General features: G+C 66.0%; 21 protein-coding genes. 15 read left to right on the top strand and 6 right to left on the bottom strand.

Going from position 1 to position 17367, the window contains the following annotated elements; translation table 11 throughout:
* Together AC4GYS_RS11555 and AC4GYS_RS11550 are read left to right on the top strand one after the other, a co-directional pair.
* Window positions 1–219 (top strand): YnbE family lipoprotein, encoded by a 219-nt coding sequence (locus tag AC4GYS_RS11555; protein ID WP_491109223.1) that lies wholly within the window; start codon window positions 1–3, stop codon window positions 217–219.
* Window positions 216–602 (top strand): YdbL family probable chaperone protein, encoded by a 387-nt coding sequence (locus AC4GYS_RS11550; RefSeq protein WP_491109222.1) that lies wholly within the window; start codon window positions 216–218, stop codon window positions 600–602. The genes AC4GYS_RS11555 and AC4GYS_RS11550 overlap by 4 nt, the downstream gene beginning before the upstream one ends.
* Here the strand turns inward: AC4GYS_RS11550 and AC4GYS_RS11545 are convergent.
* The gene (locus tag AC4GYS_RS11545; RefSeq protein WP_491109221.1) at window positions 584–1297 is read right to left on the bottom strand and encodes a polysaccharide deacetylase family protein; all 714 of its coding nucleotides are present in this window, start codon (window positions 1295–1297) and stop codon (window positions 584–586) included. The genes AC4GYS_RS11550 and AC4GYS_RS11545 overlap by 19 nt on opposite strands.
* A gap of 175 nt (window positions 1298–1472) precedes the next feature.
* On the opposite strand from AC4GYS_RS11545, the gene AC4GYS_RS11540 reads away from it, so the two are divergent.
* From AC4GYS_RS11540 to AC4GYS_RS11520, 5 genes are all read left to right on the top strand, one after another.
* Window positions 1473–1799, top strand: a complete 327-nt coding sequence (locus AC4GYS_RS11540; protein ID WP_491109220.1) for an AtpZ/AtpI family protein — start codon at window positions 1473–1475, stop codon at window positions 1797–1799.
* Window positions 1800–2591, top strand: coding sequence for a F0F1 ATP synthase subunit A (locus tag AC4GYS_RS11535; protein WP_491109219.1), 792 nt, complete (start codon window positions 1800–1802; stop codon window positions 2589–2591).
* A gap of 27 nt (window positions 2592–2618) precedes the next feature.
* Window positions 2619–2846 (top strand): F0F1 ATP synthase subunit C, encoded by a 228-nt coding sequence (locus tag AC4GYS_RS11530; protein ID WP_129383163.1) that lies wholly within the window; start codon window positions 2619–2621, stop codon window positions 2844–2846.
* A 114-nt stretch (window positions 2847–2960) separates the two neighbouring features.
* Complete coding sequence (locus AC4GYS_RS11525) at window positions 2961–3455, top strand: F0F1 ATP synthase subunit B family protein (protein ID WP_491109218.1); 495 nt, start codon at window positions 2961–2963, stop codon at window positions 3453–3455.
* A complete protein-coding gene (locus AC4GYS_RS11520) occupies window positions 3448–4008 on the top strand; it encodes a F0F1 ATP synthase subunit B (protein ID WP_491109217.1) in 561 nt (186 codons plus the stop codon). Before AC4GYS_RS11525 ends, AC4GYS_RS11520 begins: the two co-directional genes overlap by 8 nt.
* Before the next feature lie 16 nt (window positions 4009–4024).
* On the opposite strand, the gene AC4GYS_RS11515 is transcribed toward AC4GYS_RS11520, so the two are convergent.
* The 5 genes from AC4GYS_RS11515 to AC4GYS_RS11495 form a co-directional block, all read right to left on the bottom strand.
* A complete protein-coding gene (locus tag AC4GYS_RS11515; RefSeq protein WP_491109216.1) occupies window positions 4025–4828 on the bottom strand; it encodes a hypothetical protein in 804 nt (267 codons plus the stop codon).
* Between the two features lies 1 nt (window position 4829).
* Complete coding sequence (gene paaZ / locus AC4GYS_RS11510) at window positions 4830–6854, bottom strand: phenylacetic acid degradation bifunctional protein PaaZ (protein ID WP_491109215.1); 2025 nt, start codon at window positions 6852–6854, stop codon at window positions 4830–4832.
* A 193-nt stretch (window positions 6855–7047) separates the two neighbouring features.
* The gene (locus AC4GYS_RS11505; protein WP_491109214.1) at window positions 7048–7425 is read right to left on the bottom strand and encodes a hypothetical protein; all 378 of its coding nucleotides are present in this window, start codon (window positions 7423–7425) and stop codon (window positions 7048–7050) included.
* Window positions 7426–7511: 86 nt separating this feature from the next.
* On the bottom strand, window positions 7512–8291 hold the full coding sequence (gene paaG, locus AC4GYS_RS11500; RefSeq protein WP_491109213.1) for a 2-(1,2-epoxy-1,2-dihydrophenyl)acetyl-CoA isomerase PaaG: 780 nt from the start codon (window positions 8289–8291) through the stop codon (window positions 7512–7514).
* Between the two features lie 103 nt (window positions 8292–8394).
* Window positions 8395–9384, bottom strand: coding sequence for an LLM class flavin-dependent oxidoreductase (locus tag AC4GYS_RS11495; RefSeq protein ID WP_491109212.1), 990 nt, complete (start codon window positions 9382–9384; stop codon window positions 8395–8397).
* Window positions 9385–9439: 55 nt separating this feature from the next.
* Between AC4GYS_RS11495 and paaA the strand changes: the two genes are divergently transcribed.
* Genes paaA through AC4GYS_RS11455 form a run of 8 tightly spaced genes read left to right on the top strand, consistent with a single transcriptional unit; the run spans window position 9440 to window position 17312 of the window.
* Complete coding sequence (gene paaA, locus AC4GYS_RS11490; protein WP_491109211.1) at window positions 9440–10453, top strand: 1,2-phenylacetyl-CoA epoxidase subunit PaaA; 1014 nt, start codon at window positions 9440–9442, stop codon at window positions 10451–10453.
* A 45-nt stretch (window positions 10454–10498) separates the two neighbouring features.
* Window positions 10499–10780 carry a 1,2-phenylacetyl-CoA epoxidase subunit PaaB gene (gene paaB / locus AC4GYS_RS11485; RefSeq protein WP_491109210.1) on the top strand — a complete coding sequence of 94 codons (282 nt, stop codon included), beginning with the start codon at window positions 10499–10501 and terminating at the stop codon, window positions 10778–10780.
* A complete protein-coding gene (paaC, locus tag AC4GYS_RS11480; RefSeq protein WP_491109209.1) occupies window positions 10780–11607 on the top strand; it encodes a 1,2-phenylacetyl-CoA epoxidase subunit PaaC in 828 nt (275 codons plus the stop codon). Before paaB ends, paaC begins: the two co-directional genes overlap by 1 nt.
* Window positions 11607–12680, top strand: a complete 1074-nt coding sequence (locus AC4GYS_RS11475) for a 2Fe-2S iron-sulfur cluster-binding protein (RefSeq protein WP_491109208.1) — start codon at window positions 11607–11609, stop codon at window positions 12678–12680. The genes paaC and AC4GYS_RS11475 overlap by 1 nt, the downstream gene beginning before the upstream one ends.
* Before the next feature lie 19 nt (window positions 12681–12699).
* Entirely contained in the window at window positions 12700–13893 is a 1194-nt protein-coding gene (locus tag AC4GYS_RS11470; protein WP_491109207.1) for an amino acid aminotransferase, read from the top strand.
* On the top strand, window positions 13886–15928 hold the full coding sequence (locus AC4GYS_RS11465) for a transketolase C-terminal domain-containing protein (protein WP_491109206.1): 2043 nt from the start codon (window positions 13886–13888) through the stop codon (window positions 15926–15928). Before AC4GYS_RS11470 ends, AC4GYS_RS11465 begins: the two co-directional genes overlap by 8 nt.
* A complete protein-coding gene (locus AC4GYS_RS11460; protein WP_491109205.1) occupies window positions 15928–16098 on the top strand; it encodes a hypothetical protein in 171 nt (56 codons plus the stop codon). The genes AC4GYS_RS11465 and AC4GYS_RS11460 overlap by 1 nt, the downstream gene beginning before the upstream one ends.
* Window positions 16095–17312 (top strand): dihydrolipoamide acetyltransferase family protein, encoded by a 1218-nt coding sequence (locus tag AC4GYS_RS11455; protein WP_491109204.1) that lies wholly within the window; start codon window positions 16095–16097, stop codon window positions 17310–17312. The genes AC4GYS_RS11460 and AC4GYS_RS11455 overlap by 4 nt, the downstream gene beginning before the upstream one ends.
* Window positions 17313–17367 lie beyond the last annotated feature (55 nt).

Raw genomic sequence — 17367 nt, 5'->3', positions numbered from 1 at the left:
ATGAAGACGCTCCCCCGCCTGGTTCTGGCCGCAGCGCTGACGCCCGCGCTGGCCGGCTGCATCTCGGTCAAGACTCCGGAAAAGCCAATCGAGATCAACCTCAACGTGGCCATTCGCCAGGAAGTCCTGGTGCGGATGCAGCGCGACGTGGAGCAGCTGATTAATCAAAATCCCGAGGCTTTCCCGCAGGCGCCGCAGCAGCCGGGTCCGAATCAGTGAGCTGGCGGGGTTGGCTTGGTGCGGCCGCGCTCGCCATAGCCGTGCCGGCTGCGGCGCAGAGCGGGCAGGCGGTGAACCAGGCGCGCGCCGCGGGGCAGGTCGGTGAACGGTTCGACGGCTACCTTGGCTATGCATCGCCGTCCGCAGCGATTCCCGGTGCTGCGCGGAGCCAGACCGAGGCGGTGAATATCAGGCGGCGCGCGCTTTATACGGGCTTGGCGCAGCGGCGCGGCGTGAGCCCGGGGGAAGTCGGGATCACGGCCGGCTGTACTTTGCTCGGGCGGGTCGCGGTCGGCGAGGCATACTTACTCAGCGACGGCGTGTGGCGACGGCGCGGGCCGGGGCAGCGGGCACCCGTTCCGGATTATTGCACGGGCGGCTGAGCTTCGAAAGACGCGCGATATTCCGGCTTCACGCGGGCCAGCATGGCGGTCGTGATGGGCAGCGAAACAACGTAATCACCCTCGGCATATGCCCCGGCGACATAGGGATCGGCGGTGATCCGGACGTGGTCCAGACGCCCGTTGCGGTCGCGGTCCTCAAGCGTTCGGGTGACCTCCCGGAGCTCCGGGCAGTTCCAGAACGGGTCCCCTGTCTGCACCGGTTCCTGGCGGCGCTTGGACCGCTCACGATTCAGCAGCGTGCAGAAAGGCTGGCGAATTGCGCCGTTCCACCAGTTGGCCCGAAGCAGCACTGCATCCCATCCGATCTCTCGCCCGCGCCGACGATCCCACAGCAGGGTCGAGGTGCCCCGATTGCCGTGCGCGCCGCCGGTGTAGGCGCCAGTCTCCGCTTCCAGCGATAGCAGGCGCGGCGTGGAACCGGCCGTCGTCCAGGAGCGCGAAAACATATGGCCCGTCCAGTCGCGCCGTGCACCGCCAGATCGAAGCCGCGCTTCGCGATCCGCCCGAGCTATCGCCAATCCCTTGGCTTTTTGCCGCGCCGCGTCAGCCCGGAACCGGCGGCGCAGCGCCGGGACGCTGTTCACCTCGGCCGACCAACGATACTCGAAGTCGAGCAAGTCGGTCTTGCTGCTGAGGGCAACGGGCGCGGCGGTGAGGAGGAGGAGCGTCAGCATGGCGCGGATATTATCCCGGATTCGCCTTGCCGGATATCCGGCACCGGTTGACGCGCCGCGCCGCCCTTCCTAAAGGGGCCGCGCCTTGGCGGGCTTTGCCAGCCGCCATGTTCCTTGCCCTTCGCGGACCGGCGCTCACTTTCCGAGCGTCGCCGCGCACATGGAGATGAGAAGCATGGCGGAAGACGAGCCCGCGCAGGATCCGAAGCTTCCCCCGGATGCGCGGCTGGACCGTCTCGAACAGAGGCTGGAACGGGCGCAGCGCCAGGAAGCGATCAGGACCGGCAAGGGGCCCGCACCGGATGCCAATGAGCAGCTCGGGCAGCGGGTTCTGGCCACCCTGATCGGCGGCCTGCTGGGTGGTACGCTCATCGGCTGGCTGCTTGACCGCCTGCTGGGAACGTGGCCGATGCTATTCATCACGCTGATGGTGCTTGGCACCGCCAGCGGGTTTTGGAGCATCATCAAGATGTCGAGCGCGAAGACGAAGAAGGACCGTTGAGTGGCCGCTGAATCGGGCAAGATCGATCCGATGCACCAGTTCCAGGTCGAACCACTGTTCGGCCAGGATTGGACCATTGCGGGCCAATCGATCGCTTTCACCAACAGCTCCTTGTGGATGCTGTTCACGCTGGCCGTGATCTGGATCTTCATGCTGGGCGGGATGAAGCGTCAGCTGGTTCCCGGCCGCTGGCAGGCTGCGGTCGAAGGCGTGACGGGATTCGTCACCAACATGATGGAAGCGAATATCGGCCCGGCCGGCCGCAAGTTCGTTCCTTATGTCTTCACGCTGTTCATGTTCATCCTGGTCGCCAATCTGATCGGCCTTTTGCCGTTCGGGATCATTCCGGGTGTCCATCCCTTCACCGTGACCAGCCACCTGACCGTAACCGCGGTGCTGGCTGTGGTGAGTTTCTCGATCGTGCTGATCGTCGGCTTCGCCAAGCATGGTCTGCATTTCTTCAGCCTGTTCGTGCCGCACGGCGCGCCGTGGTGGATGATGCCGATCCTGGTGCCGGTCGAGTTCGTTTCGTTCATGGTCCGCCCCTTCAGCCTCGCGCTGCGACTGTTCGTTGCAATGACTGCGGGTCATATCTTGCTGAAGGTGCTGGCGGGTTTCGTCATCAACGGCCTGAACGCCGAGGCGCTGTGGGTGGCGCCGGTGGTCAGTCTTCCTTCGCTCATCCTGATGATCGGCATTTCCGCACTCGAGCTGCTGGTTGCCGCCATCCAGGCCTACGTCTTCGCGCTGCTGACGAGCCTTTACCTCAACGACGCGATCAACCTTCACTAAGAACAGATACAAAGGGAGTAAGAAAACATGGACGCAGAAGCCGCAAAGCTGCTCGGTGCCGGTCTGGCCGCCATCGGTGTCGGCATGGCCGCGCTGGGCGTGGGTAACGTGTTCGGCTCGTTCCTCGAGTCCGCGCTGCGTAACCCGGCCGCCGCCGACAGCCAGCAGGGCCGCCTCTTCATCGGCTTCGCCGCTGCCGAGCTTCTTGGTCTGCTGGCGTTCGTCGTAGCGATGATCCTGCTGTTCGTCGCGTAATCAACGGCACATCCCTCCCCCCGCCCGTGCTGAGCTTGTCGAAGCACTGCTGTTCTTGAAGTAAGGGCAGCCCTTCGACAGGCGCAGGGCAGCGGAACAAGCCAAGCGAGACCAATGCCTCAAATCGCGCAAATTGGTGAGATTTACGCATCGCAGCTATTCTGGCTGGCGGTCGTGTTCGGCCTGCTGTTCGTATTCGTGGGTCTGGGCATGGTGCCCAAGATCCAAGGTACGGTGGATGCGCGCGATGCCCGGATCGCCGCCGACCTTGCGGAAGCGGCGACGGCTCGTGAAAATGCGGACAGGCTGGAGGAGCAATATCGTGCGGCGATGGACCGGAGCCGGGCCGAGGCGATGAAGCTGTCGGCGGAAGCAAAGGCCGCCGCGTCACGGGCGACCGAAGCTCGAGTAGCGGAAGCCGACGCGGCGATGAATGTCAGGTTGGACGAAGCCTCTACCCGGATCGCGGCTGCGAGACATGCCGCACAGGCGGAAATCGAGCAGGTCGCCGCCGACGCCGCGGCGGCGATGGTCGAGCGCGTCGCCGGTGTGTCCGTCGATCCGGCGACCGCACAGCGCGCCGTTCAGCAGGAGCTGATTCGTGGCTAATCCGCCGATCACCGATGAACTGAACACCGAGGTTCACGCGGGGTCGGAGGAATACTCCACGCCCAAAGCGCTCGGTTTCGACGCGACCATGCTGGTCGGTCTGGCTATGCTGGTCGTCGTGCTGCTGATGCTTTGGAAAAAGGTCCCGGCGGCGATTGGCAAGGCGCTGGATGGGAAGATCGCCACGATTCGTGCCCAGCTTGATGAGGCGGCTGCTTTGCGGGCCGAGGCTGAGGCGCTGAAGGCGGAGTACCAGAACAAGTTCGCGTCGGCCGATGCCGAGGCAGCGACCATGATCGAGCGGGCAAGGCACGAAGCCGAAGCCATTCGCGCCAAGGCCGAAGCCGACGCCCAGGCGCTGGTCGAGCGCCGCACCCGGATGGCCGAGGACAAGATCGCGGCTGAGGAGCGGAGCGCCGTGCAGCAGCTACGAGCAACCGCTGCGGAAGCGGCCGCGCGTGCCGCCGCGAAGATCATTGCCGAGCGTCATGACGGCGCTTCTGACAAGGCACTTGTCGATCAGGCCATCGCGGGCCTCGGGCGGGTGCAGTAACCCGCGTCGATCAGGGTCAGCGGTCCGGTCGGTTCGAATAGTCTATCCGGATCCGGACCCATTCCCCAACCAGCATGCGTCCACCAACCTGCGGAGGTCGGACGCGGAACTGCCATGCGGCGGCGAGCACCGCGCGAGCGAGGCGCGAGCCGCTGGGATATTCGTCCAGACCCACGCAATCGTCGACGCGGAAGTCGGCAACGGTCCGGCAGGCGATCATCGCCCAGCCGGGGCCCTGCGCAGTCGCGAGATAGCCGCGCAATTCGTTATCGTACGGTTCACGGTACCAGGCGGCGGCATAGAGGCGCTCGCCGTTTGGCCCACTTCCAACGACGGGTGTATCGCCCGACCCGCCGGACGGTGCGGCGGGACCGATCGGGCCGCGCCGCCTGGCAGGGCTGGCGGGACGGGCGCGCAGGTCGGATGCCACAAGGCCGTCGCGCGGAACTTCGACGATTGGCGTCGGGGCCTTCACCGGAACATCCGGGTCGGGGGCCGCAGCAACGGGCTGGGTGACCGGTCGCATCTCGGGCGACGGCGCGGGCTGCTGTTGCGGCGGCGCCAGCCGGTCGGGTTCAGCGGGAGCCGCTGGTGGAGCCTGAGGCTCCTGTGCGGGAATGGTAACATCGAAACTGACGATTGCGGGCGTGTCAGGATGGCTGTCCGGCCTTCCCCTGCCCAATGTCAGCAGCGCGAGGATCAGCAGGGCCTCCAGCGCCAAGGCCAGCAATAATCCCCAGGCGCGGCGACCGGCGGGTAGCTGAAGTGCGAGTGCCGAAGAGGGGCGCGGCCCGTCCTCGTGGCGTCGGTAACTGCTCACCTCAGGGCACATTCTCCGTCAGCAGATCATATGTGGCGACCAGTTCGTCCTTCTGGTTGAAGACCTCGACGGCCCAGCGAACCACGCCGGTTTCCTCGCTCTTGAGGCTCTTGGATCGGACGGTCAGTTCCACCCGCATGCTGTCTCCAGGATACAGGGGTGTCAGGAAGCGGAGGTTCTCGAGACCGGTGTTGGCAAGGACGGGGCCGGGATCGGGATCGACGAACAGGCCGGCGGCGAAGCTGAGGATCAGGTAGCCGTGTGCGACCCGGCCTTCGAAGATCGGCGAGGCCTTGGCCGCTTCCTCATCCATATGGGCGTAGAATGTGTCGCCGGTGAAGTGAGCGAAATGCTCGATATCCTCGATGCTGACGGTGCGGCTCGCCGTATTGAGCGTGTCGCCGATGGTGAGTTCGCTCATCCGCCGCCGGAAGGGGTGAGTGGCGATGACGTGCTTGGGTCCGCCGGGGATGTATTGACCGGTGATCGCCGCGATCATCGCGGGCGAGGACTGGACGGCGGTGCGCTGCATGTAGTGCATGACGCCGCGGATGCCGCCCATTTCCTCTCCGCCGCCTGCGCGGCCAGGTCCGCCGTGGGTCAGGACAGGCAGGGGCGAGCCGTGGCCGGTAGAGTCTTTCGCGTTCGTGCGGTCGATGACCAGCATGCGACCATGGAAACTCGCCGCGCCCAGCACGAAGTCGCGCGCGGCCTTGGGCGAGTGAGTGAAAAGCGACAGCGCCAGGCTGCCCCGGCCGCGATTGGCGAGGCGCACCGCATCATCGAGATCGGAGTAGGGCATGACCGTGCTGACCGGGCCGAAGGGCTCCACGTCGTGGGCAGCATCGCAGCTCCAGGGATCGTCGGTCCGGAGCAGGACCGGCTGGAGGAAGGCTCCGCCGTTGGGCCCGACACTGGCGTCCGGGTCGCCCGCGACAACGCGCGCACCAGCGGCGGTGATCTCCGTGATCCGCTGGCGCACGTCCTCACGCTGCGCGCGGTTGACGAGCGCGCCCATGCGGGTGGCCTCATCGCGCGGGTCGCCGACAATGGTGTTCGCCAGCCGATCGCGGATGGCGGCCTCGACCGCGTCGATGTGATCGGCGGGCGCAATCGCCCGGCGGATGGCGGTGCACTTCTGGCCCGCCTTGACCGTCATCTCGGTGACGACCTCCTCCACGAACAGCTCGAACTCGGGCGTGCCGGGCGCGGCGTCGGGGCCGAGGACGGAGGCGTTGAGGCTGTCACGCTCGGCAATGAAGCGAACCGATTCCCGTGCCATGACCGGATGGGTCTGCAGCTTCATCGCGGTCTGGGCGGAGCCGGTGAAACTGACCACGTCCTGAAGGGAGAGATGGTCCATCAGGTCGCCGACACCGCCGACGATCAGCTGGACCGCGCCGGGCGGGAGGACGCCGGCCTCGATCATCACCCGGAAGGCGGCTTCGGCCAGCCAGGCGGTTGCGCTGGCCGGCTTTACGATGGCGGGGACCCCTGCAAGCAGCGTCGGCGCGAGCTTTTCCAGCATGCCCCAGACCGGGAAGTTGAAGGCGTTGATATGGACCGCGACGCCCTGGAGCGAAGTGAAGATGTGCTGGCCCTGGAACAGGCCCGATTTGCTCAACGGCTCCAGCTGACCGTCGAGCAGCACTTGGGCGTCCGGCAACTCGCGCCGGCCCTTGGACGAGAAGGACAGAAGGGTGCCCGCCCCGCCTTCAATGTCGATCCAGCCGTCCTTCCGCGTTGCGCCGGTCGCGTAGTTAAGCGCGTAAAGCTCTTCCTTGTGGGCGAGAATGGCGAGGCCGAGCGCTTTCAGCATGCGGGCCCGCTCATGAAAGGTCATCCGACGCAGCGCCGGGCCGCCGACGTCGCGGGCATAGGTCGCCATGCCTGCGAAATCGAGCCCGCCGGAGCCTGTCAGCGCAACGGGCGAGCCATCGATGGCGGACGGCAATTCGGCGAGGGTGCCGGCGTCGCCGGGAAGCCACCGATCGCGGGCGTAGTTGAGGAGCTGGGGAGTCTTCATGCGACCTCCATGCGGAGCGCGGCAGTCGAGCGCAAGCGCGCCATGATCAAGTTCAACTTGGACAACATGGACGCTACGTCCCCACCATGTTCGCCCTCCCGTGCTTAAGGTGGAGGCGTCGGCGGGGTGGGGGAGGGCGGCATGGCAGCGCGCATGGGCGCGACTAAGTAGAGTTGGACTGTGTAGGACAGGTTTATGGTCCGTCGGCTATGTCTGCTTCCGACCCATTGCGGACATTACGGCGCGGGGGTTGGCCAGCTGGCCAGCACATGAATCGCGCGTTCTCGGTCGAGTTCATGCCCCGCACGTCAAAGCCGGGTAGTCGTTGCAACCGTGCAAGTGCGGCATCCTCGCCCGTCGCCATTTGTGGGAAGGCCACCTTCGTCCGACCGGCCTTGTCATCAAGCAGCCACCAGACGTCCGCTCCGCAAGGCCCGCCGTCGTTTGTCTCGACATAAACCGCCCCAAGGTCGGCCATCCTGAGGCGCTGCTCCGCTTTTTTGGGTGCTCGGCAGACAATCTCATCATCAGCCGTTACTTCTACGATGAACCGGGCTTCTGGATGCTTCATGCGGCTAAGCTGCCTTGATAGCTCATCTGGCGCAACGTCTGCTTCCCACCCAAAGCAGACCTTCCAAACCTCGCCCTGCGGATCGGTCAGCGTCCGCGGAACACTGCCGGCCGTTTCTCAAGAAACGCGGCGACGCCCTCCCGATAATCCTCGGTGAAGCCGAGGCGGCGCATTTCGTCGCGTTGCAGGTCGAGTTCCTGGTCGAGGGTGCGCTCCCCGGTGGTTCGGATGATTTGCTTGATGGCGGCGAGGCCCAGCGGGGGCAGGCTTGCGAGCCTGGCGGCGAGGGCGTCGACTTCGGCGTCGAGGGCTTCGTCGTCGACGCACCTCCAGATCAGACCCCATTCGGAGGCGCGTTCGGCCGGCAGCGGCTCTCCGGTCAGTGCAAGCCCGAGGGCGCGGGCCTGGCCGACGAGGCGGGGAAGATGCCAGCTGCCGCCGCTGTCGGGGATCAGGCCGAGGGCGGAGAAGCTTTGGATGAACCTGGCCGAACGGGCGGCGACGACCAGGTCGCAAGCCAGCGCGATATTTGCGCCGGCACCGGCCGCGACGCCATTCACGCGGGCGATCACCGGTTGCGGCATGCTCGCGAGTCTGCGGATCAGCGGGTTCCAGCTTTCCTCGACCGTGTCGCCGAGGTCCACCGCTTCGCCGGGTGCAACGGCGCGGTCGTTGAGGTCCTGGCCCGCGCAAAAGCCGCGCCCGGAGCCGGTCAGGATGATCACCCGGGCCTCCGCGCACCGATCGAGCGCATCGCGCAGTTCCGCGTGCATCTGGCGGGTGAAGCTGTTGAGGCGGTCGGGCCGGTTCAACGTGATCCGAGCGACGTGATCGGACTGATTGAGGATGATGGTTTCGTAGGTCATCGCGAACTCCCGTAACCCCGGATTCGAACGGGGCTGCGCCTTGTGACGGGTTGGCAGAAGAAGGAATGCCGATGCCGGGTCAAGTCCGGCAGGGCGCGCGGGGTCAGGCGGCGACCCGCTCCATCGCCTCGGCAAGCAAGCTGTAGGAGTGCAGCCGCGCCTCGGGGTCGAAGATTTGGGAAGTCACCATCAACTCGTCGGCTCCCGTGCGCTCCGCGAAGGCGTTCACAGCCCTCCTAACGGTAGCTGGACTGCCGATAGCCGAGCAGGACAGGACCTGTTCGAGGATCAGGCGCGAATTCATCGGTAAGCTGTCGCCGAAGCCTGGGCTGGGCGGCGGAAGCTTGCCTGGGTTGCCCGTCCGAAGTCTCACGAACGCCTGCTGCACCGAGGTTGCAAGCAGCTCGGCCTCTTTATCTGTGTCGGCAGCGATCACGTTGAAGCCCAGCATGACATAGGGCTTGTCGAGCTGAGCCGACGGTTGGAAGCGCTCGCGATAGATACGGATGGCCTCGTCCATCTGGGCCGGCGCGAAGTGCGAAGCGAAGGCGTAGGGCAGTCCAAGCGTGGCCGCGAGCTGCGCGCCGAATGTGCTGGAACCGAGGATCCACACCGGAATATCGAGACCCTCGCCCGGGATGGCGCGGACCCGCCCGCCCTCCCCGCGGAAATAGCCCATCAGCTCGACGACATCGCGCGGGAACTGGTTCTCGTCGGCGGCGAGGTTGCGGCGGAGCGCGAAGGCGGCGGCTTGATCCGTGCCCGGGGCGCGGCCAAGCCCAAGGTCGACCCGGCCGGGAAACAGCGATTCAAGCGTGCCGAACTGTTCGGCAATCGTCAGCGGAGCATGATTGGGCAGCATGATTCCGCCGGCCCCGATGCGGATGGTGGAGGTGCGCGTGCCGACATAGGCTAGTGCGACGGCGGTCGCCGCGCTGGCGATGCCGGGCATGCTGTGATGCTCAGCCATCCAGAACCGCTTGAAGCCCAATTGCTCGGCATGGGCCGCAAGGTCGCCCGACTGGCGGAGGGAATCACCCGGAGTGGAGCCTTCCGGCACAGGCGACAGGTCGAGGACGGAAAGGACAGCCATGGCGGAAACATGGGGGCGATCGACCGTATTTGAAGCGGGTGCCCGCAATCGCTACATGAGGACCATGTATACGACCGATCTTTCCAAGCCCGGCGCCAAGGTGCAGCCGATCGGCCCCGCCGAGGACCCGGCACTGCTCGAAGCGTTTGAAGCGCGCGTGGCGGCGGACGAGTTCATCGAGCCAAAGGACTGGATGCCCGAGGCCTATCGGCGGACGCTGACGCGGCAGATCAGCCAGCACGCCCATTCGGAGATCGTCGGCATGCTGCCGGAGGGTAATTGGATCACCCGCGCGCCGTCGCTTCGGCGCAAGGCAATCCTGCTCGCCAAGGTGCAGGACGAGGCCGGGCACGGGCTGTATCTTTATTGCGCCGCCGAGACGCTGGGCATGAGCCGCGAGGAAATGATCGAGGCGCTGCATTCCGGCAAGGCGAAGTATTCCACGATTTTCAACTATCCGACGCTCACCTGGGCTGACATTGCGGCGATCGGCTGGCTGGTGGACGGCGCGGCAATCATGAACCAGGTGCCGCTGCAGCGCACGAGCTACGGCCCCTACGCACGGGCGATGGTGCGGGTCTGCAAGGAAGAGAGCTTTCACCAGCGCCAGGGCTATGAGGCGATGACCGAGCTGTGCCGCGGCACGGCCGAGCAGAAGCGGATGGCGCAGGATGCGTTCAACCGCTGGTGGTGGCCGTCGCTGATGATGTTTGGGCCGCCGGACGAGAATTCGCCCAACACTGCGCAGAGCATGCGCTGGCGGATCAAGCGCGAAACCAATGACGAGCTTCGGCAGAAGTTCGTCGACATCACCGTGCCGCAGGCCGAGTTCCTCGGGCTGACGGTGCCCGACGCCGCGCTCAAGTGGAACGAGAGCAAGAACGAGGGCCAGGGCGGCTATGACTTCGGCGAGGTCGACTGGGACGAGTTCTACGCGGTGGTGAAGGGCGAGGGCCCGGTGGCGCGCGAACGGATCACGGCGCGGCGCGAGGCCTGGGAAAGCAACGCCTGGGTGCGCGAGGCCGCGGCAGCCCACGAGGCGAAGCGGCGGAGCCGGGCGGCGGCTTGATTTTGACCGTCACCCCGGCGAAGGCCGGCCTTCATTGGAGGTGACATGTCCGACTGGCCGTTGTGGGAAGTTTTCGTTCGCGCCAAGGGTGGCCTTGCGCACCGGCATGTCGGAAGCGTGCATGCGCCCGACGCCGAACTGGCGCTGAGACACGCGCGCGATACCTATACCCGTCGGCAGGAGGGGGTCAGCATGTGGGTTGTGCCGTCCGCTTCGATCATCGCCAGCGATCCCGATGAGGCTGGGCAGATGTTCGAACCGGCCGCCGACAAGGTCTATCGCCATCCGACCTTCTACGACATTCCCGACGAGGTGAAGCACATCTGATGGCGCCCTCGCTTCCCCCCATCCGGCCGGAAGACGAGGCCGTTGCCGAACGGCTGCGTCCTTCCGGCGCTTTCGATGCTCCCGCTGAGGAGGCGCACGATCCGCTGCGCCGCGTCTATCTGTTGCGGCTGGGCGACGATGCGCTGATCCTCGGGCAGCGCCTGTCCGAATGGTGCGGCCATGCGCCGAGTGTCGAGGTCGACCTGAGCCTGGCGAACATGGCGCTGGATTTGATCGGGCAGGCGACGTTGTTCCTGGCCGAAGCGGGCGATGCGGACGAATTGGCGTTCAAGCGCGACGTGCTCGATTTCCATAATTGTCTGCTGGTCGAGCAGCCGAACGGCGACTTCGCCCGAACGATGGTGCGCCAGCTGTTGTTCTCGACCTGGCAGCACATGCTTTACCAGCGGCTGGCGCAGAGCAACGACGCAGCCATTGCGGCGGTGGCGGCGAAGGCGGTGAAGGAAGTCGCCTATCACCGCGAACTTGCGGCCGAATGGGTCGTCCGGCTTGGCGACGGCACGGCGGAGAGCGCCGAGCGGACGCTCGATGGCCTAGGCTGGTGCTGGCGTTTCGTACCGGAACTGTTCGAGGTAGACGACCAGCTGGCCGAAGCGATCGCGCGCGGGCTGGCCGCCGATCCGCGCGAGTTCGAAGGTGAATATCGGTCGGCCGTCGCAGCGGTGCTGCAAGAGGCGACCCTTCCGGTTCCCGCGGACCAGCGGCCGATCCTGGGCGGACGGCGCGGACATCATAGCGAGCACCTGGGCCATCTGCTGGCGATCATGCAGTATCTTCCGCGAACCTATCCGGACGCGCGCTGGTAATGGCCGAGCATTTCCATGCGCTCCGGGTGGCCGAAGTGGTGCCGGAGACGGACGAGGCGCGCTCCATCCGTTTCGAGGTTCCGCCCGAACTGGCGCCGGCCTTCCGCTACCGGGCGGGACAGCATCTGACCTTGCGGGCCGAGATCGGCGGAGAAGAGGTGCGGCGTAATTATTCGCTGTGCACGGCGCCGGATGACGGTGCGCTGATGGTCACCGTCAAGCAGATTGCGGGCGGGGTCTTCAGCAATTGGGTGGCAAGCGAACTCACGGCTGGCGACGTGCTGGACGTGATGACGCCGCACGGCTCGTTCACCATCGACTTCGATCCGGCCCGGGCGGGGCGGTACGTCGGGTTCGCGGGCGGGTCGGGGATCACGCCGATCATGAGCCTGGTCCGGACGGCGCTGAGGACCGAGCCCGAGAGCCGCTTCACGCTGTTCTATGGCAATCGCGATGCCAGCTCGATCATCTTCCTCGAGCAACTCGCGACGCTGAAGGACCGCTATCTCGGGCGTCTGGAACTGTTTCACTTCCTGTCCGATGAGGAGGGCGATGTCGAGTTGCTGAACGGCATGCTCGACCGGGCGAAGTGCGACGAGGCGGTCGCGGCGTTCGTGACGGATCCGGACGAGGTCGACGCCTGGTTCATTTGCGGTCCGGGGCCGATGATGGATTCGGCCGAGGCGGCGTTGCTGGAGCGGGGCATCTCGCCCGATCGCATTCACATCGAGCGATTCACGGCCGGGCGACCCTCGGCGGCGCTGGCGGCGGAGATGGCGCAGCTGCAAAGCCAGGCGTCCGGCACGACGATGAGCGTGACGCTGGACGGGCGGACCCGGAAGGTGGCGTTCGATGGCAGCAACATCCTGGACAGTGCGCGGGCAAGCGGACTGCCGGCGCCGTTCGCCTGCAAGGCGGGCGTCTGCGCCACCTGCCGCGCACGGGTGATCGCGGGCGAAGTGTCGATGGCGGCACGCTATGGCCTGACCGACGAAGAGATCGCGGCCGGTTATGTGCTGACCTGCCAGTCGGTGCCCAAGGGGGCGGGCGTGGCGGTGGATTACGACGCCTAGTCGCGCTAAGCGGCCTGTCATGCTGACCAAGATTGCCGCGCTGGGGCTCTCCGATCTGCCACCGGTGCAGAGCGACTCGCTGCTCGCGCTCATCGCCATGGCCAATGCCGACCAGCGGCCCGAGAAGATCGACGTGGGGGTCGGGGTTTATCGCGACGGCGAGGGTCGGACGCCGGTTATGCGGTCGATCAAGGAAGCTGAGCGGCGGCTGCTGAACGATCAGCACAGCAAGGCCTATCTGGGCGGCGCGGGCGACAAGCTGTTCCCGGAGCTGTTGAAGCCAATCCTGCTGGGGACGCATGCGGGCGACAAACGGATCGCCGGGCTGCAGACGCCGGGAGGGTGCGGCGCAATCTATCTGGCGATGCACCTCATTCACCTCGCGAACCCTGAAGCGCGGGTGTTTGTGGGTGTCCCCACCTGGCCCAACCATCCGCCCATGATCCGTGGGGCGGGGCTGGAGATCGTCGAATTCCCGCACCTGGACCGCGACACCGGTGGAGTGCGGTTCGATGCACTGCTCGCCAAGCTGGACGAGGCGCGGCCCGGCGATGTCGTATTGCTGCATGGCTGTTGTCACAACCCGACCGGCGCCGACCTGTCGCCGGCGGAATGGGACCGGGTCGCTGACGAGCTCGCGCGGCGCGAGCTGCTGCCGCTGGTCGACATTGCCTATCAGGGGCTTGGACGCGGTCTGGAAGAGGACGCTTATGGCGTCCGCCGTATCCTCGACATCTGCGAGGAGGCCTTGATCGCGCAAAGCTGCGACAAGAATTTCGGCGTTTATCGGGACCGCGTCGGTTGCCTGTTCGTCAAGACCCGATCCGAAGACGCGACCGCCACGGCCTTTGCCCACCTGCTGCAACTGGCGCGTGAAGCCTGGTCGATGCCGCCCGACCATGGCGCGGCGGCGGTGCGGATCGTGCTGCAGGACGAGGCGCAGACCGCCGACTGGAAGGTCGAGCTGGAGGAGATGCGGCAGCGGATCGTCACTGTCCGCGCGCGCATCGCGGCGTCGGACGAGCGGCTGGCGTTCGTCGCGGACCAATATGGCATGTTCTCGATGCTGCCTCTCACCCGCGAACAAGTGGTGTCTTTACGGGAACGAAGCGCGATCTACATGGCGGACAGCGGGCGCATCAACATCGTGGGCATAGCCGACGAGGCGATCGACCGGTTCTGCGAGGCGGTGAAAGACGCGCTCGATGGCTGAGGCCGACCCGCAATTCACGACGGACACGGATTGGCGCGAAGTGGCGCGGCTGGTGCTGACCAGCCGGGAGCTCGACCGATTGGAGGAAGAGCAGCTCGTTCCGGAAAAGAAGGTGCTCTACCAGTTCAGCGCGCGCGGCCATGATATGGCGCAAGTGTTGCTGGGCCTGAGGTTGCTCGATGGCGACGCGGTGTGCGGCTATTATCGCTCGCGGCCGCTGTTGCTGGCGCTGGATGTGCCGCTGGCCGACGCGCTCGGCTCCGGCATGGGGCGCTCGGGCGGTTATTCCGGCGGGCGGGACATCGGCGTCGTGTTCAACTATCCCAATCCGGGCGGGGCCCATGCGCTGCCCATGTGCGGCGGGGTTGGCGCGCAATACACCCCGGCGGCTGGCTGGGCCCAGTCGATCAAGTATAAGAGTGCGGTTTTGGGCGAGGGGCCAGCGGACGCCATCGCCGTTGTCCTGGGCGGCGACGCGAGCTGCGCGACTGGTGGTTTCTGGTCTGCGCTGACCATCGCGACGACGCAGCAACTGCCGCTGCTGATCTATATCGAGGACAATGGGTACGGCATTTCCGTGCCGTCGACTTATCAGACGCCGGGGCAGGACATTGCTGCCAATCTGGCGAGCTTCAGAGGCCTGACGATCTTCAATGGCGACGGGACCAACCCCGTCGAGGCCGCCCGACTGGTGGACGAGGCGGTGGCGCATGTGCGCAGCGGCAAGCCGGCTTTGCTGCGGCTGACCGTGCCGCGGCTGGAGGGTCACAGCTACCAGGACACGCAGACCTACAAATCGGAGGCAGTGATCGCGGCTGAATGGGCGCGCGATCCGCTACCCAAGTTGAAGGCGCATTGCGCCAAGCTGCAAATCGGTGATGAGGCTTGGGTGTCCCTCGGCGAGGAGGTCCGCTGGCAGGTGGAGCAGGCGCGATCCGAGGCCGAGGACCGGCCGGTGTTGCCGGTGGAGAAGGTCGCCGACCATGTCTTCTTTTCCGGCGAGCATGCGGTCGTCGGCGGACGCGCCGGGCTCAACGTCGAGACCACCGACACGCCCCGCCCCGAGGGCCAGCGCATCAACATGGTCACCGCCATCCGCCGGGTGCTGGACCAGGAGCTGGAAGCCAATCCGCGAGTGATGGTCTTTGGCGAAGACGTGGGACCCAAGGGCGGCGTCCATGCGGTGACGCTTGGTCTTCAGGAGAAGTTCGGTCACGACCGGGTATTCGATACCTCGCTGAACGAAGAAGGCATTGTCGGTCGCGCCGTGGGCATGGCGCTGGCTGGTCTGGTGCCCGTACCGGAAATTCAGTTCCGCAAATATGCCGAGCCCGCGACCGAGCAGATCAACGATTGCGGAACCATGCGCTGGCGGACCGCGAACCGCTTTGCTGCGCCGATGGTGCTGCGGGTGCCGGGCGGCTTCTTCAAGTGCGGCGATCCATGGCACAGCCAGACCAACGAGGTGCAGTTCGTGCACAATCCGGGCTGGAAGGTCGCAGTGCCATCGAACGCCGAGGATGCCGTCGGTTTGTTGCGCGGCGCGCTGCGCGGACATGATCCAGTGCTGTTCTTCGAACATCGCGCGATGCTGGACGACAGCTGGGCGCGCCGGCCGTGGCCTGGCGATGCTTATGTGCTGCCGTTCGGCCGAGCGAAGAAGACGCGCGAAGGGGACCAGATCACGATCGTCACCTGGGGGGCGATGGTGCCGCGTTGCGAAGCCGCGGCTGAGGGCGTAAGCGCGGATGTGATCGACCTGCGGACCCTGATGCCGTGGGATCGGGAAATGGTGCTGGAGAGCGTGCAGCGGACCCGGCGCTGCCTGATCGTTCATGAGGATCTTCGCACCGGCGGCTTCGGGGCCGAAATCGCTGCGGTGGTGGTTGACGAGGCCTTTCTCGATCTCGACGCGCCGGTCGCCCGAGTGACCATGCCCGACATCCCGTCGCCCCATCATCCCGCACTGCTCGAGGCAGCCGTGCCCAGCGTGGCGCGCATCCGCGCAGAGATCGAGCGGCTGGTCGGGTTCTGATGAGCTGGTGGAAGGCCAACGCCTGGTGGCTTACGCTCGCGCTGACCCTGGCCGTGTGCGTCGCCGGCCTGGCCTTTGGAGTGCCGCCGGTGGAGGTGATGGGAGTGTTCCTGTTCGGTCTGGTCCTGACCACGATCAACAGGCTGGGACAAAGAGGTAAGGACAGTTGATCGAGGTTCGCGTTCCCGATGAGCAGGAGGGCACCAAGGCGGTTGTTCGCGCCTGGCTGAAGCAGGTCGGCGATACGGTGGCGGAGAATGATCCGCTGGTGGAACTGGAGACCGACAAGGTAACTCAGGAGGTTCCGGCCCCGGCTGCCGGAGTACTCACCGAAATCCTGCTCGTGACCGACGCGGAGGCCGTGCCCGGCGCAGTGCTTGGTCGGATCTCGGCTGGCGCGCAGAACGCTTCCGCTCCGCTTTTGTCGACCGAAATCGAGACACCTTCGCCTGAGCCGAGCCAGCGTCCCTCGACGTCGTTCGGGACGAACGGGGGTGTGGAAACAAGGCTTTCGCCGTCCGTCCGGCGCGCCCTGCAACAGCATGGGATCGACCCGGCCCGACTCACGGGCACCGGTCGTGACGGGCGAATTACGCGGGAAGATGTGGACCGGGCGGCCGAGCTGGCGACGGTTAGCCACGTCGACGGCGGGGCGAAGCAGATTGCGCAACCCCGCATCGCCGAGCCCTTCGCAGCGTCGGACATCCCGCATGATCGCATGCGGCGGACAATTGCCGAGAATATGGTCCGCGCGGTCGGCGACGCCCCGCATGTCACGGCGTTGTTCGAGGCCGATTTTTCGGCGATCACCGCGCACAAGAAGGCGTTTGGCGAACGCGGTGTGAAGCTCAGTTACACAGCCTACCTCATCAAGGCGGCCGCAGAGGCGATGGCGGTCGCGCCCGCCATCAACGGCAAGTGGCTGGACGACCGGATCGCCATCTCGCCGACGGTCGACGTCGGCGTCGGAACCGCGCTGGGCGAGAAGGGCCTGGTCGTTCCCGTGGTCAGGGACGCAGGGGCGCTCGGTCTTGAGGACATCGGTCGAAAGCTCGACCACCTCACCAGCCGGGCGCGCGAAGGGCGGCTGGAGCGGTCCGACGTTGCAGGCGGCAGCTTTACCATCTCCAACCACGGCGTGTCGGGATCGCTGCTGGCGGCCCCGATCATCCTGCATCAGGGTCAGGCGGCGATTCTGGGGGTCGGCAAATTGCAGAAGCGTGTGGTCGTGCGAGAGGTCGACGGCCAGGACGTGATCGCGATCCGGCCGATGGCCTATGTCACGCTGACCATCGACCACCGGGTGGTCGACGGGCACCAGACCAACGCGTGGCTGACGCGCTTTGTCGAGATCATCGAAGGCTGGCCGCACGCGCAGCCGTAACGACCGGAACGCCGCTGTAGAAGGACCGTTGGGCAGGCAGAACAGGAGCCTGTCC

The sequence above is a fragment of the Sphingomonas sp. SP1 genome (assembly GCF_058313395.1).
Note: the sequence above shows the minus strand (reverse complement) of the source record. Positions and strands in the feature narration are given on the sequence as shown.